Genomic DNA, 14670 nt, shown 5'->3' on the forward strand with positions numbered 1-14670 from the left:
GTGGGCAATGAGGGATTCGAACCCCCGACCCCCTCGGTGTAAACGAGGTGCTCTGAACCAACTGAGCTAATTGCCCTTTAGCGGGTGCAAATATAAACCAACTTTTAAATATACCAAACACTTTTTCTAAAAATAATTAAATCACTTCTGCAACTACAAATGTACTTCCGCCTATAAATATCAGATCATCAGGTTTTGAAGTACGTTTTGCCGCTTTAAAAGCTTCTGAAATATTTTCATATTTATTTCCTTGCAAATCAAAATGCGCAGCTTTTTCTTGTAGAATTGACTCATCAAGACCACGAGGCCCTTCCGGTTTGCTAAAATAATAGTGCGCGTGTTTAGGAAATAACGGCAGTACAGTACTCAATTCTTTGTCAGACACTACTCCTAATACAATATGAAGCTGATTAAATTGCTCCTCTTTTAGCTGCGCAGTGACATACATCAAACCTTCGGCGTTATGACCGGTATCACAAATAATTTTAGGACCAAATTCTTGCAGAACCTGCCATCTTCCTAACAGACCAGTGTTTGTGACTACACGTTTTATACCTGTTTCTAATGCAACTTGAGAAATTTTAAAATCTGTGTTGTTATTTAAAACTTCAATTGCTTTTTGTACAGTTTGCTTATTCTTTTGCTGATAACTACCTTTTAACTCACTCTCTAATTCCGGATAATGTGACTCATCTGTATAATATAAAGGAGCTTCATTTTGTAAGGCTTTAGCTTTAAAAACGGCTGTTGTATCGTCTTGCCGCTCACCTATAACTACCGGAATGCCATTTTTTATAATTCCTGCTTTTTCTCCGGCTATTTGCGATAAAGTTGTACCCAAAAAGGCAGTATGATCTAAGCCTATATTTGTTATAACTGAAAGTAGTGGCGTTATAATATTTGTTGCATCAAGCCGCCCACCCAGTCCTACTTCTACAACAGCTATATCAACCTGCCTTTCTGCAAAATATTGAAAAGCCATTCCTACAGTAAGTTCAAAAAATGACAGCTCATTCGCTTCGAGAAACTGCTTATGCTTTTCTATAAACTGAATTACAAATGACTCTTCTGCCATCACGCCATTAACCCGAATGCGTTCTCTAAAATCTTTTAAGTGAGGGGATGTATACAACCCTGTTGAATAGCCCGCTTCCTGCAATACAGATGCAATCATATGACTCGTTGAGCCCTTGCCATTTGTACCGGCAATATGGATACTCTTAAAATGCTTGTGAGGATTTCCTAAGTGCTCACTTAGAAGTAAAATATTATCGAGATTATTTTTATAAGCTGCAGCGCCCTGACGCTGAAACATGGGAAGTCTCCCAAACATCCAGTGCAGCGTTTCATCGTAATTCATTATTCTGATAAGCTAAACTTATAGACGATTTTGCCTATTTGGCGTGATGGAGCATCTGTATCTCCATTAAATTTTGTTGCCATTGCAGCAGCTCGCGCAGGGTCTAATAAACATCTACTATTATTTGTTGTACCTCGTACTCCTGGAGTTGCTTTAATAACATTCCCATTACGATCAACCTCTATGCTCACAACCACAATACCGGCCTCATTACATTCTTGCACACGTTTAGGTTTGCTTAAGGCTTTACGCCCTCCCAATTGGTAATTACCATCACCATCAAGTCCTTTTCCTGTACCGTAGTAACTCGATGCATTAGGATCGCCGTTAGGATCACCCTTATCACCTGCCTTATTATCATCACCTTCACCACCACTTGCGGTACCATTACTTTTTGGTCCGTTAAGAATGCTTGAAAGCGCATCTGTAGTAGATTTATCTGGTTTAGGATCTGGTTTTTTAGCTTCAACAGGTTTTGTCACCACCTTTTTAGGCTGCTCAGTAACCGGTTTTTTGATTTCCTTTTTGGGTTCGTTTTTAATTACGGGAGCTTCCTCAACATCCTGGGTAACTACTTCCTCTTTAAGCTCTGTAGATTGCTGCGTTTGAGGTTCTGGCGTTGCATTACGAGGAGCAGATTGAATCGCCTCTGTGGGCTGAATTGTACCAGACCCTACATCTGAAGTGCCAAAATTAATAGCAATACCACTTTCTGGTGGTGGATCTAAATATTTTAATCCTGCAAAAAATAAAACAACCAATAACAATGCATACAAAATGCTTGTTATGGTAAAGGATTTACGTTTATATTTTGTGTTTAAAAAGCTCAATATGGCGATTTATTAAGGGTATTATTTATGTTATAAATGCTGCTCTTGTTTGCGTTAAGGATAGAGGCGGCATCCTTTTTTTATCATTAAAAAGATTAAAAAAGATACAGCCGAAAGCCTGACGGCCTTAGCCGTAACGCCCTATAATTAGTTAGGCCTTACTGCTAAAACAATCTTATACTTGTTACGGTTTGCAATATCCATAACGGTTACAGCCTCTTCTATAGGAACTCCCTCTTCTGCCCTTAATATAATCGTAGGATCTTCTACCCCCACTAATTCGCTATTTATAAACGATTCAAGATTAGCTTGAGTAACACGCTCCTTATTCACATAAATATCAAGATCTTTAGTAATACTTACCGATAGATTCTGTTGGTTACTGGTCTTTCCTTTAGCCTTTGGTAAAATAAGATCTAATGCATCTGGCGTAATTGCCGGTGACGTTAGCAGAAAGAAAACCAGTAACAGAAATACAATATCTGTCATGGAGCTCATACTAAACTCAGGGCTTACTTTATTTCTTCCGCGTAGATTCATATTATGCCGGCTCGTTTAACATGTCTAAAAAGTCAACAGCTGTAGCCTCCATCTGGTGTACTACTTTATCTGTACGCACTACTAGATGGTTATATCCCATATATGCTATGATACCCACTATAAGACCTGCGACGGTAGTTGTCATAGCTGTGTAAATACCTTCTGCAAGGTTACCCATTTCTGCCTGACCACTGCTTGTTGCTAACTGGTGAAATGCCAATACCATACCTATAACAGTACCTAAAAAACCTATCATAGGTCCTACTCCTGCAATCGTGGCTAATACACTCACGTTTTTTTCTAGTCTGTAAACCTCAAGCTTACCAGAGTTTTCTATAGCGGTATTAATATCTTCTAACGGACTACCAATACGACTAATGCCTTTTGCTGTTAATCTTGAAACCGGACTGTTTTGCTGTGCACATAAAATTTTTGCTGCCTCTATATTACCATTAGCAACGTTATCTTTAATTTGATTCATAAAGTTGCTATCCATCTGGGAAGCTGCTTTAATTGCAAAAAGACGCTCAAAGTAAATGTAAATTGCTACAAAAAGTAAAACAAAAAGAACAACGATAATGATCTGACCGGGAAGGCCACCGCTCATTAACAAGTCAAAAAGAGAAAGGGTTTTTTCTACCGGTTCTTCTTCGGCAGCAAGTGATGGTAGCGTATCTGCACCTTCTTGCAACAAGAGTGTAAGCATAGTTTTTATTAATTAGTTATATGGTTAACGAGTAAATTAGATTTTAATTATATGCTTAAAGTAGAAAATAAACTCCTGCTAATCCTACACCTCCTAAAACAATAGTATAAGGTAATGCCATCTTCACCATCTTACCATAAGACAAGTTAATTAACGGTGCCAGTGAAGAAGTTAGAAGAAATAAGAATGCTGCCTGACCATTAGGCGTTGCAACACTAGGAAGGTTTGTTCCTGTATTAATTGCTACTGCCAGGTGATTAAACTGTTCTCTGGTTATATTACCTGCATCATAAGCAACCTGAACTTCATTAATGTAAACCGTAGCAACAAATACGTTATCACTAATCATCGATAATACCCCATTTGCTAAATAAAACATAGAGGGCTGTGCATCTACAGGAAGGCTTAATACATAATCTATAATAGGTGTAAATAGATGCTGATCGTGAATCATCGCAACAATTACAAAGAATACTACTAAAAGACCTGTAAATGGTAATGCTTCTTCAAAAGCTTTACCTAAACTGTGCTCATCTGTAATACCCATAAATGCAGTTTGTACTACGATTAAGAATAAACCTATAAAACCTACAGGAGCTAAGTGTAATGCTAAACTTAATATTAAAAGTATCGCTGAAACTCCTTGTACCCATAGACCAAAAGCTTCTTTTGGAGTTCGTTTCTCATCTTCCTCTTCGGTATATTTTTCTATAATAGTACGGGCAACATCAGGAAGTTTTGCTCCAAAACCAAAGGTTTTAGTCTTTTCAAGAATAAGAGTTGTTAATAAACCGCAAATTAATACAGGTATCGTGATAGGTGCCATACGCTGAAAAAATTCAACAAATTCCCAACCTAATTTCTCACCTATTAATAAGTTTTGAGGCTCTCCTACCAGTGTACAAACACCACCTAGAGCAGTACCTACAACACCATGCATAATCAAACTACGTAAGAAACCTCTAAACTGCTCTAAAGTCTCTCCACTTAAAGCTTTTCTATCTAATACAGAATCTTCATCATAATCTGCAGTTGCGCTAGAATGTATTTTGTGATAAACTCCATAAAAACCTACCGCAACACTTATTAATACAGCAGTTACAGTTAAAGCATCTAAGAAGGCTGAAAGCAAAGCTGCTAAGAAAACAAATAGCATAGATAGAACAGCTTTTGATTTTATTTTAGTAAACACCTTACTGAAAATAAACATCAGCATCGGCTTCATAAAATAAATACCCGCTACCATAAACACTAAAAGCAATACCACTTCTAAGTTTTGAGCAACTTCTGCATAAGCGGCATCAGGGGTGGTAAGTCCTAATATTAAAGCCTCTAAAGCAAGAATACCTCCAGACTGAAGTGGATAACACTTCAAAGCCATTGCAAGTGTAAAGATGAATTCGCCTATAAAAATCCAGGCTGTTACCATAGGTCCCAGTGTGAAGTAAGCAAAAACATTAAAAACTAAGAAAGCTACCATAGCTAACTTAAACCAGCGTGGGCTGCTACCCAAAAAATATTTTAACATGTGTGTTTAGTTGTTGGTTAATGATTATTTAAATAAGCTGCTGCAATGCTATTTCAAATGCGGTGCGGCTAATATTCTTATTACTGCTGTTGTGATTGTATGTATTCTGAATGGCATCGCGTATGGTTTGTGAGGTGTCGCTAAAAATGGCCTCATCGGTCATTTGTACACGACGCTCCATAAAATAAGCAAAAACACGTGCCATACCACAATTAGATATAAAATCTGGTATAACCGAAACTTGCTCATCGGTATGTTCCATAATAGAACCAAAGAAAATTTCTTTATCTGCAAATGGCACGTTTGCACCACAGGAAATCACTTCAAGACCAGCTTTGATCATCGCATCTATCTGCTCTTTTTTAACCAGGCGTGATGCTGCGCAAGGTGCAAATATCTCCGTTTTAATAGTCCAGATCTTTTCATTCACCTCATCAAAGGGAATCAAATTATCTGCGTGTAATTTATTTCCGTTTTTATTTAGAAAAAGCTCTTTTATTTCCTCAAAAGAAAATCCTTCTTCTTTTATAAGTCCGCCTGCGGCATCTATAATTCCCACAATTTTAGCGCCTTGCTGCGCCAGGTAGTAAGCTGCGGCAGAACCTACATTACCAAAACCCTGTATTACAGCTCTTTTCCCTTCGATATTTCCACCATAAATATCGTAAAAATGTTTAGCCGCTTCAGCAACACCATATCCGGTGATCATATCTGCAACAGTATATTTTCTGGATACATCTGGAGAAAAGTTTTGATTCTCCAATACTTTAATTACACCTTGTCGTAATTGACCTATACGGTTAATTTTATCTGCTTCGGTAGGTCTAAAGTGGCCATTAAAAACACCTTCCTGCGGATGCCAAACACCACTTTCTTCCGTAATGGGAATAACCTCATGAATCTCATCTACATTAAGATCGCCACCGGTACCGTAATAACTTTTAAGTAATGGCGACACTGCAGCGTACCAGCGCTCTAAAACTCCTTTTTTACGAGGGTCGTTAGGATCAAAGTTAATTCCACTTTTTGCACCACCTATTGCCGGGCCAGAAACTGTGAATTTAACTTCCATAGTTTTAGCAAGCGAAAGCACTTCATTGCGATCAAGACCTTTTCGCATGCGCGTACCACCACCGGCAGCACCACCGCGTAACGAATTGATCACCGTCCAGCCTTCTGCTTCGGTCTCGGGGTCATTCCAGTGAAAAACAATCTCTGGTTCTTTAGTTTCGTAACGTTTTAGTAATTCTTTCATTAAATAATTTAGAAGGTTGACAAATATAACTACTTAGGCGGTTTTCCCTATAGTTTTCGTATTAAATTAAGGTGAATACAGCTTTCCTGCACAGTGATCTTTAGAAGCTCCTGTCACACTACGCAACACGTTGATAGTGTTACGCAATCGCAAAACTCCCATAAAACCAAAGATGAGCGCTTCTTTAAATTCTACCATTTTAGGAGCTGCCCTTGTAATTTTTAGGCCCGATAATTCTTCGAGTCGCTGCATTAAATGCGCATTATAGGCACCACCACCGGTAACCAAAACTCCGTTTGATGGTGTTATAGCTTTACAGTTTTTAAGAACATGAGCTAGTTGAACAGCCATATGCTCTGTATAAGTTGCTATACGATCTTCAATAGCTAATCCTGATTGCTCCAAAATAGGAAAGACAGTAGCTTTTACCCATTCTAGACCTAATGATTTTGGATAGTTCTGTTTATAAAACGGAAGGGTATTTAATTTATCTAAAAGTGCCTGATCAATTGTTCCCGATGCCGCAATCTCACCATCTTTATCAAAATCAAAGCCCAACTTAATAGTTAAACTATTTAGGACAATATTTGTTGCACAAATATCATATGCGATACGCGTATTATTTTCTGAAAAAGAAATATTAGCAAAGCCACCTATATTTAAACAAGCTCCATAGTTATTAAAAAGCAATGCATCCCCTATAGGAACCAAAGGAGCCCCCTGACCGCCTAATGCAACATCTTCAACTCTAAAATCGCAAACCACTAATATGTTGCAAAGCTTCGCAAGCTGTGGCAAATTACCTATCTGATAGGTATAACCTTGATCTGGCTGATGTAAAATGGTATGCCCATGAGAAGCAATGATGTCAAGATCTTTTAATGGGTGTCGTTTTCTAAAATCATTTATAAGTGTTGCAAGATATTCTGTGTATAACAAATCGAGCTCCTGTAATGCATCTCGAGATTGACTTACCGCATCACGCAATCGCACCACCCAGGAAGACTCGTAGGCGATTGTCTCACAATCAAGTAACTCATATTCCCAGTTATCTTTCTTTGTAAATCGTATATACGCAAGGTCAACCCCATCAAGCGAGGTACCACTCATAACTCCTAAAACTGTATATCTTGTACTATTCAAGGCTCTTTAACTATAACTATTCTTAATATATTAGATATTTTCTATTAAAATCGTAAATTTCACCATATTTAATTTTATTTATTGAATTTTCTACAATAAAATTGACTTATTTTGCAAAGTACTATGCAAGCATAGTAAATAGACTATTTTGCAGACTAAGGTATAAAGGAAAAATTAGTTATTAATCAAAAATTGGTTATGGATTTTAGCTTGAGTGAAGAACACGTAATGATACGAGATGCAGCTCGTGAATTTGCACAAAACGAATTGTTACCGGGCGTTATAGAGCGCGACGAAAAACAACATTTCCCTAAAGAGCTTATTAAAAAAATGGGCGATATGGGATTTTTAGGTATGATGGCTCCTACCGAGTTTGGCGGTGGCGGTATGGATACTATTTCTTATGTACTGGTTATGGAAGAACTTTCTAAAATAGATGCCTCTGCATCTGTGATTGTTTCTGTAAATAACAGCCTTGTTAATTATGGGCTTTCACAATATGGAACTCAGGCTCAAAAAGAAAAATACCTATCTCAACTTACTACAGGAGAAAAACTAGGCGCATTCTGTTTAAGTGAACCCGAAGCCGGTAGTGATGCTACTTCTCAAAAAACTACCGCAATCGATAAAGGAGACCATTATATTTTAAATGGTACAAAAAACTGGATCACAAATGGCGGCTCTGCAGATTATTATCTGGTAATAGCGCAAACTGATAAAGACAAGAAGCACAGAGGAATAAATGCTTTTATTGTTGAAAAAGGCTGGGAAGGTTTTGAAATAGGCCCTAAAGAGCAAAAATTAGGAATTAGAGGAAGCGATACACACTCTCTAATTTTTAACGATGTAAAAGTGCCTAAAGAAAATAGAATAGGTGAAGATGGCTTTGGCTTTAAGTTTGCCATGAAAACGCTTAGTGGTGGTCGCATAGGTATTGCTGCGCAGGCTCTAGGTATCGCAGCAGGAGCTTATGAGTTGGCACGCGATTATTCTAAAGTGCGTAAAGCTTTTGGTACTGAAATCTGCAACCACCAGGCTATCGCATTTAAACTTGCAGATATGGATGTCTCTATTGAAGCTGCCCGTCATCTGGTTATGAAAGCTGCATGGGATAAAGATCAAGGCAACAACTATGATATCTCAAGCGCCAGAGCAAAGTTATATGCCTCTCAAGTTGCTATGGATGTTTCTGTAGAAGCGGTACAGGTTCATGGTGGTAATGGCTTTGTAAAAGAATACCACGTAGAACGTCTTATGCGTGATGCAAAAATCACACAGATTTACGAAGGTACTTCAGAGATTCAGAAAATTGTAATCTCTCGAGGGTTACTCGATTCTAAATAGATTTATACGTTAATACTAAAAAAAGACCCTTTATCGGGTCTTTTTTATTTTAAAAGCATTTTTAAAACGTGTATCCCAAGCGCAAAAGTAAATTACCTACAATAAGGTGTTCATTTTCAGAAAAACCCTTTTGCTTCCAAAATTCAACTCCATAACCCAAACCGAGACCTACTTCATACGTGAAATGTTGCCAGAGCGTTCTCTCAATTCCCCATTGAGCGGTAATCGTTAGCGATTCTATTACAGAATTATTTGCTGAACTACTTATTAAAAACCAATCAGGATTATAGGCAGTTTTTAAACCGAAAAAATTAGCTGTATTTTTTTCTGTTATTTTCCCTTTAGCAGCCCGCTTTCTCATATTATAGTACCACCTGGGTTCAATATTTAGAGTAGGCGCTAACACCCACTGAAAACCATCTTCTACAAAAGTACCCGCGGCAAAACCTCCATTCAAACCTAATTCTGAGCGCAATGCGATAGTTTCTGAAAGTCTTGATTCATTATTTCCCCATATTCCTAGTAACCCGGTTTGAACACCCCAAATAGACTTTTCTACGGAAACATTCTGGGTAGTTTGTGCATTTGTGGAAAAAGCAAATAAGGCTATTACCGCCTGAATGACGAATACTTTTCTAAACATGATATTTCTAATTTTTTATTGATGAATGACTTAAACCTATAAAAAAAGCCCCGAAATGGGGCTTTTTTTATAGGTTTTTACTCTTTTACTTCGCAAAATATATATAAATACCTACTACAATTAAGCATATTACAATACCTACCTGTTTTACATACTTGTAAGGTTCTATAGAAACCTGCTTCGTATACTCTAGTACAAACGGTTCTTTCCGAGGATATAATTTACCTATTATGAGCATAATCACAATGTTTGCTATAAATAGCATAGCCATTACGTGCAGATAATGCGGGTATGCACCTACCTCAACCATATGTAGAGCTTCTGCATCTGTAATTCCGCTAGCCTTTGCTGCTTCGACTGCATCATTTATCAATTTAGGTTTTAATACAAACTGACTAATTATATACATTAATGACCCACTAATAATTCCAATTTTTGCTGCTATTGCAGGAACTCTCTTCGTTAAATAACCTACTACGATTATTGTAAAAATAGGAATACTGTAAATACCGTTTATCTCTTGCAGATAGCTAAACAAACTTCCTGCATTTGCTATAAATGGTGCAATAAACATCGCGGCTAAAGCAAGACACACCCCAAATATTTTTCCGTATTTCACTACGGTTGCTTCAGGAGCCTCCTTATTAACATGCTGCTTGTAAATATCTATACCAAACAAGGTAACCGAACTGTTGAGCACACTGTTAAATGAACTTAATATCGCTCCAAAAAGTACAGCTGCAAAGAAACCTACTAATGGTTTTGGCAACACCGCTCGCACTAATTCAGGATAAGCTAAATCACTACTTGAAAGACCTCCTTCAAAATAATAGTAAGCAATCATACCCGGTAATACTAAAATGATAGGCCCCAATATTTTTAAAAATGCAGCTAATAAAAGTCCTTTTTGACCTTCTGCAAGGTTTTTTGCTCCCAGACCTCGCTGAATGATTTGCTGGTTTGTACCCCAGTAAAATAATTGCACAAGCATCATACCTGTAAAAATGGTAGAAAAAGGCACTTCCTGACCAGGTTCACCGGTAGAGTCAAATCGACCAGGGTCAGAATCTACTAATACTGTAAGACCATTCATAACGCTTCCGTCACCTATTGCCATCAAACCAAAAACCGGAATTAAAACCCCTCCTATAATTAAACCAACTGCATTGATACTATCAGAAACGGCTACTGCTTTCAAACCTCCAAAAACGGCATATATAGAACCTATAATTCCAATTCCCCAGATACAAATAACTAAAGCCGTGGTATCAGACACGCCTAAACGTTCTGGCACATTAAACATTCCGCTTAAAGCTACAGATCCCGAGTATAAAATTACCGGAAGTAGCACTACCACATAACCAGATAGAAACAAAACAGAGGTAATGGTTTTTGTAGAAACGTCAAAACGTTGCGCTAGAAATTGAGGAACTGTAGTTAAACCTCCTTTCAAATACCGCGGAAGTAAGAAAATAGCGGTAACCACAATTGATATCGCAGCAAGCGTTTCCCAGGCCATTACAGACAATCCGTCTTTATAGGCACTTCCATTAAGACCTACGATTTGTTCTGTCGAAAGGTTTGTAAGTAATAAGGATCCCGCAATAACACCAGCAGTTAAACTTCTGCCGCCTAAAAAATATCCGTCTGAAGTACTTTCGTCTTGCTTTCTTACCGCAAGCCAGGATACCAGAGCCACTAAAATTGTAAATGCTAAAAAAGAAATTATAGTCATGGTTAGAATTTAAAAAATCGTTTTCGCACATTTTTAGACAGTTATAAGAAAACGATGTAATTATTTTATCGAGGTGTAAAGTAACGCATTTTGAGCAATGCTACATGAATTTAAGGTGACAAATTGACCCTTTGAATAATAAAATTTACACGTTTTTAAGTGTTCATTTAAACACTTAAAATCATTAGTAAATACGCTATCCCGTATCTTAAGCGTCATTTTACACCATTTTCTATAAAATAGTATGAAATAACTTTAAATGTACAATATACGCTTAAAGTTATGTATCTTTGTTCTGACTCTATTTAACTCTAATAAAAAAATATTTTGCAAAATCAATATTCACTGGCGCAATCTCCAGAATACCTTGCCCAGATAGGTCAATTTAAAGCAGATGTTGTGATTAACTCTCCAGGCAGAGTGAATCTTATAGGTGAGCATACAGACTATAATAATGGTTTTGTAATGCCCACAGCAATAGATAAAACGATTCAATTTCATTTAAGAAAAAATGGTTCAAAATCGTTTTGTAGCATCAGCAGTTTAAACTATAACACGACTTATAATTTTGACATAAACAATACTAACCTTAATGATGCTGAGTGGACGCATTATATTATAGGTGTAGTGGAAGAAATCAAAAAGTTAGGCAAATCATTAGAAGGTTTTGATTGTTTAATGTTAAGTAACCTACCTATGGGAGCAGGCATAAGTTCTTCTGCAGCACTCGAGTGTGGCCTCGCTATGGGTATTAACGAGCTTTTTGACCTCAAGCTGACTAAATTAGAAATCGTCAAACTTTCTCAATTAGCTGAGCATAACTACGTAGGTACAAAATGTGGTATTATGGATCAATTTGCATCTGTAATGAGTGTAGAAAACCATGTTATAAAACTCGACTGCGAAAGCTTAGAATATGAGTTGTTACCTTTTGCTATAGAACCCTATAAACTTCTTTTATTAAACACAAATGTCTCGCATAGTCTCTCTACTAGCGAATATAATGTACGCAGAGAAGAGTGTGAAAAAGGAGTTGCATTGCTTAAAAAATGGTATCCCGAGATCGATTCGCTACGCCATATTTCTCTAGAACAACTTAGAGAATATAAATCTGAATTTGACGCTACCATCTATGCGCGATGCGAATATGTAGTTGAAGAAAATCTACGAGTTACTCAAGCTGCTACCGCATTAGAAAACAATGATTTATGTACTTTTGGAAAACTGATGTACGCTTCGCACGACGGGCTTCAAAATAAATATGAAGTGAGTTGTAAAGAACTTGATTTTTTAACTGAATTTTCTAAAGATAATGAGGCGATCTTAGGTTGCCGAATGATGGGCGGTGGTTTTGGTGGTTGCACTATTAACCTCATTCATCAAGATGCGGTTGAAGAATACGTGGCATCAGCAAAAGAAGCATATTACAAAAAATTCAGTCTTAATTTAACTGCTTTCACAGCAATGCCTTCAAACGGTGGAGAGCGTGTTTAAAATAAAAAAGTATAAATCCCATGGTAGATTTTAATGATAATTCACACAGAAGATACAATATACTTACAGGAGAATGGGTCCTTGTTTCTCCGCATAGAACAAAGCGCCCCTGGCAGGGAAAAGAAGAAGAAATAACCAGCGAGGTTCGACCCAGTTATGATCCCCATTGTTACTTATGCCCCGGTAACGAACGTGCAGGAGGTCATAAAAATGAAAAGTATAAAAAGCCCTGGTCTTTTGTTAATGATTTTGGAGCATTAAAAAATGATGTTCCGGCAGAAAAGTTTAAATCGGGTCTTTTAAAAGCTGAGTCTGAAAGCGGTATTTGTAAAGTGGTATGTTTCTCACCAGATCATTCGCTCACACTTCCCGTTATGCAAGTGGAAGCAATTGATGATGTTATTGCATTATGGCAACGCGAGTTTAAACAACTTAGTGAGAAAACAGATATCAATCATATTCAGATTTTTGAAAACAAAGGTGCTATAATGGGCTGTAGTAATCCACACCCACACGGTCAGATATGGGCACAACGCACAATACCACAAGAGGTTGTTAAGAAAAACAAACAACAACGCGAGTACTGGCAAAATAATAACTCCAGTCTTTTAGGAGATTATATCAAAGAAGAACTTGAGTTAAAAGAACGCATAATTTTTGAAACCGAATATTTTATAGCACTTGTTCCCTATTGGGCAGTTTGGCCTTATGAGGTTATGATCGCTCCTAAGCAACAACATCGTAATATTTTAAGTCTTAATGCAAAGGAGCGTTTAGATTATGCAAAAATTATTAAAGCTGTTACCATAAAATACGATAATCTTTTCAAAATATCTTTTCCATACAGCTCTGGTATACATCAAGCACCTACAGACGGTCAGGATTGGGAATCCTGGCATTTTCATATGTCATTTTACCCACCGTTACTGCGCTCTGCAACGGTTAAAAAATTTATGGTAGGCTATGAAATGTTTGCAACTCCACAAAGAGATATAACTGCTGAGATGGCTGCAGAAACTTTACGTAAATTAGCAGACACACATTATACGAACCTATAACAATGGCAACAAAGACAACTTTAAAAGCAATCGCTGAACATTTAAATCTTTCGATCTCAACCGTATCAAAAGCACTGGCAGATAGTAAAGAAATTAGCGAGGCCACAAAAATTGTTGTCAAAAATGCTGCACGCCAGTTAAAGTATAGACCTAATGCGATGGCCAGGGGATTAAAGAATAGCCATACGAGGACCCTAGGGGTGGTTATTCCTAATATACTACATACCTTTTTTGCTAAAGTGCTTATGGGTATGGAGGAAGAAGCCCGAAAAAATGGTTATAATTTAGTTACATGTATATCTAACGAATCGCTTGAAAAAGAAAGACAAAGTCTTAATATGCTTTGTGATGTTTCGGTAGATGCCATTATTATAAGTCTTACTTCAGAAACCCAGCAGACTGAAGAAATAGAACATCTCAATGACATTCTTTATTATGATATTCCGTTAGTGATGTTTGACCGTGTGAGTTCTTTAGTAGATTGTGACAGTGTAGTTATTAATGACTATAAAGGGGCTTATGATGCTACTTCTTATTTGTTAGAAATAGGCTGTAAAAATGTGGCGTTCTTGTCGTGTTTAAGTAAAACCTCAGTAGGCAAAAAACGACTTGCAGGATATGAAGATGCTATTAAAGCAAACGGAAATAATTTACCTAAAATAATTAATACAAGTCTTATTAATCTTGAAGAAGATCTCAGCACATTTATTAGCGATAACGTTATAGATGGCATTTTAACTACAGATGAATCTAGTGCAATTTATACGATGAATACTTTGCGTACAAATGGATTAATGGTGCCTAATGATGTAAGTGTTATAGGCTTTACAGACGGTAATTTAGCACGAAACTATTTCCCCTCGGTAACCACAGTTAAGCAACAAGCTGAAATTATGGGTTCAAAAGCAATACAAATCGCAATAGAAAATATCAATAGAAAAGTAGCAAAAGCACCCTCACAAGAGGTTATTGAAACCGAACTTGTAGTTAGAAACAGTACCCGAAGAATTACTGTTTAAAAGTCGATCTATACT

At 37.2% G+C, this 14670-nt stretch carries 13 protein-coding genes and 1 tRNA gene; 4 read left to right on the forward strand and 10 right to left on the reverse strand.

Going from position 1 to position 14670, the window contains the following annotated elements:
- Position 1: 1 nt before the first annotated feature.
- The 8 genes from ACEN25_RS12655 to ACEN25_RS12690 all read right to left on the reverse strand — a co-directional run bounded on the left by ACEN25_RS12655 (position 2) and on the right by ACEN25_RS12690 (position 7362).
- Positions 2–76: transfer RNA gene (locus ACEN25_RS12655), tRNA-Val, on the reverse strand.
- A 60-nt stretch (positions 77–136) separates the two neighbouring features.
- Complete coding sequence (locus tag ACEN25_RS12660) at positions 137–1360, reverse strand: bifunctional folylpolyglutamate synthase/dihydrofolate synthase (protein ID WP_441803242.1); 1224 nt, start codon at positions 1358–1360, stop codon at positions 137–139.
- On the reverse strand, positions 1360–2190 hold the full coding sequence (locus ACEN25_RS12665; protein WP_441803243.1) for an energy transducer TonB: 831 nt from the start codon (positions 2188–2190) through the stop codon (positions 1360–1362). Before ACEN25_RS12665 ends, ACEN25_RS12660 begins: the two co-directional genes overlap by 1 nt.
- Before the next feature lie 147 nt (positions 2191–2337).
- Entirely contained in the window at positions 2338–2730 is a 393-nt protein-coding gene (locus tag ACEN25_RS12670; protein ID WP_028377524.1) for an ExbD/TolR family protein, read from the reverse strand.
- 1 nt (position 2731) lies between these two features.
- Complete coding sequence (locus tag ACEN25_RS12675; RefSeq protein WP_028377523.1) at positions 2732–3436, reverse strand: MotA/TolQ/ExbB proton channel family protein; 705 nt, start codon at positions 3434–3436, stop codon at positions 2732–2734.
- A gap of 55 nt (positions 3437–3491) precedes the next feature.
- Positions 3492–4964: a sodium/proton antiporter NhaB gene (gene nhaB, locus ACEN25_RS12680; RefSeq protein ID WP_441803244.1), complete on the reverse strand. Its 1473-nt coding sequence runs from the start codon at positions 4962–4964 to the stop codon at positions 3492–3494.
- Between the two features lie 28 nt (positions 4965–4992).
- Positions 4993–6219: a Glu/Leu/Phe/Val dehydrogenase dimerization domain-containing protein gene (locus ACEN25_RS12685; protein WP_028377521.1), complete on the reverse strand. Its 1227-nt coding sequence runs from the start codon at positions 6217–6219 to the stop codon at positions 4993–4995.
- 66 nt (positions 6220–6285) lie between these two features.
- Positions 6286–7362: an anhydro-N-acetylmuramic acid kinase gene (locus tag ACEN25_RS12690; protein ID WP_441803245.1), complete on the reverse strand. Its 1077-nt coding sequence runs from the start codon at positions 7360–7362 to the stop codon at positions 6286–6288.
- A 198-nt stretch (positions 7363–7560) separates the two neighbouring features.
- Between ACEN25_RS12690 and ACEN25_RS12695 the strand changes: the two genes are divergently transcribed.
- A complete protein-coding gene (locus ACEN25_RS12695; RefSeq protein WP_441803246.1) occupies positions 7561–8706 on the forward strand; it encodes an acyl-CoA dehydrogenase in 1146 nt (381 codons plus the stop codon).
- A gap of 61 nt (positions 8707–8767) precedes the next feature.
- Here the strand turns inward: ACEN25_RS12695 and ACEN25_RS12700 are convergent, their stop codons facing one another.
- A complete protein-coding gene (locus tag ACEN25_RS12700) occupies positions 8768–9349 on the reverse strand; it encodes a hypothetical protein (RefSeq protein WP_441803247.1) in 582 nt (193 codons plus the stop codon).
- 85 nt (positions 9350–9434) lie between these two features.
- On the reverse strand, positions 9435–11084 hold the full coding sequence (locus ACEN25_RS12705; protein WP_441803248.1) for a solute:sodium symporter family transporter: 1650 nt from the start codon (positions 11082–11084) through the stop codon (positions 9435–9437).
- A gap of 327 nt (positions 11085–11411) precedes the next feature.
- Between ACEN25_RS12705 and galK the strand changes: the two genes are divergently transcribed.
- From galK to ACEN25_RS12720, 3 genes are read left to right on the forward strand one after another with little or no spacing between them, the layout of a single operon-like run.
- The gene (gene galK, locus ACEN25_RS12710; protein WP_441803249.1) at positions 11412–12578 is read left to right on the forward strand and encodes a galactokinase; all 1167 of its coding nucleotides are present in this window, start codon (positions 11412–11414) and stop codon (positions 12576–12578) included.
- Between the two features lie 20 nt (positions 12579–12598).
- Entirely contained in the window at positions 12599–13636 is a 1038-nt protein-coding gene (locus tag ACEN25_RS12715; protein WP_441803250.1) for a UDP-glucose--hexose-1-phosphate uridylyltransferase, read from the forward strand.
- Positions 13637–13638: 2 nt separating this feature from the next.
- On the forward strand, positions 13639–14655 hold the full coding sequence (locus ACEN25_RS12720) for a LacI family DNA-binding transcriptional regulator (protein WP_441803251.1): 1017 nt from the start codon (positions 13639–13641) through the stop codon (positions 14653–14655).
- The last annotated feature ends 15 nt before the right edge of the window (positions 14656–14670 follow it).

The organism is Leeuwenhoekiella sp. W20_SRS_FM14 (assembly GCF_052119605.1).
In the GTDB taxonomy this organism is placed as follows: domain Bacteria; phylum Bacteroidota; class Bacteroidia; order Flavobacteriales; family Flavobacteriaceae; genus Leeuwenhoekiella.

Coding starts and splice junctions, on each gene's coding strand:
- ACEN25_RS12670 (WP_028377524.1), bottom strand. CDS start 2,730: ATGAATCTACGCGGAAGAAATAAAGTAAGCCCTGAGTTTAGTATGAGC.
- ACEN25_RS12715 (WP_441803250.1), top strand. CDS start 12,599: ATGGTAGATTTTAATGATAATTCACACAGAAGATACAATATACTTACA.
- ACEN25_RS12685 (WP_028377521.1), bottom strand. CDS start 6,219: ATGAAAGAATTACTAAAACGTTACGAAACTAAAGAACCAGAGATTGTT.
- ACEN25_RS12705 (WP_441803248.1), bottom strand. CDS start 11,084: ATGACTATAATTTCTTTTTTAGCATTTACAATTTTAGTGGCTCTGGTA.
- ACEN25_RS12695 (WP_441803246.1), top strand. CDS start 7,561: ATGGATTTTAGCTTGAGTGAAGAACACGTAATGATACGAGATGCAGCT.
- ACEN25_RS12675 (WP_028377523.1), bottom strand. CDS start 3,436: ATGCTTACACTCTTGTTGCAAGAAGGTGCAGATACGCTACCATCACTT.
- ACEN25_RS12660 (WP_441803242.1), bottom strand. CDS start 1,360: ATGAATTACGATGAAACGCTGCACTGGATGTTTGGGAGACTTCCCATG.
- nhaB (WP_441803244.1), bottom strand. CDS start 4,964: ATGTTAAAATATTTTTTGGGTAGCAGCCCACGCTGGTTTAAGTTAGCT.
- ACEN25_RS12700 (WP_441803247.1), bottom strand. CDS start 9,349: ATGTTTAGAAAAGTATTCGTCATTCAGGCGGTAATAGCCTTATTTGCT.
- ACEN25_RS12720 (WP_441803251.1), top strand. CDS start 13,639: ATGGCAACAAAGACAACTTTAAAAGCAATCGCTGAACATTTAAATCTT.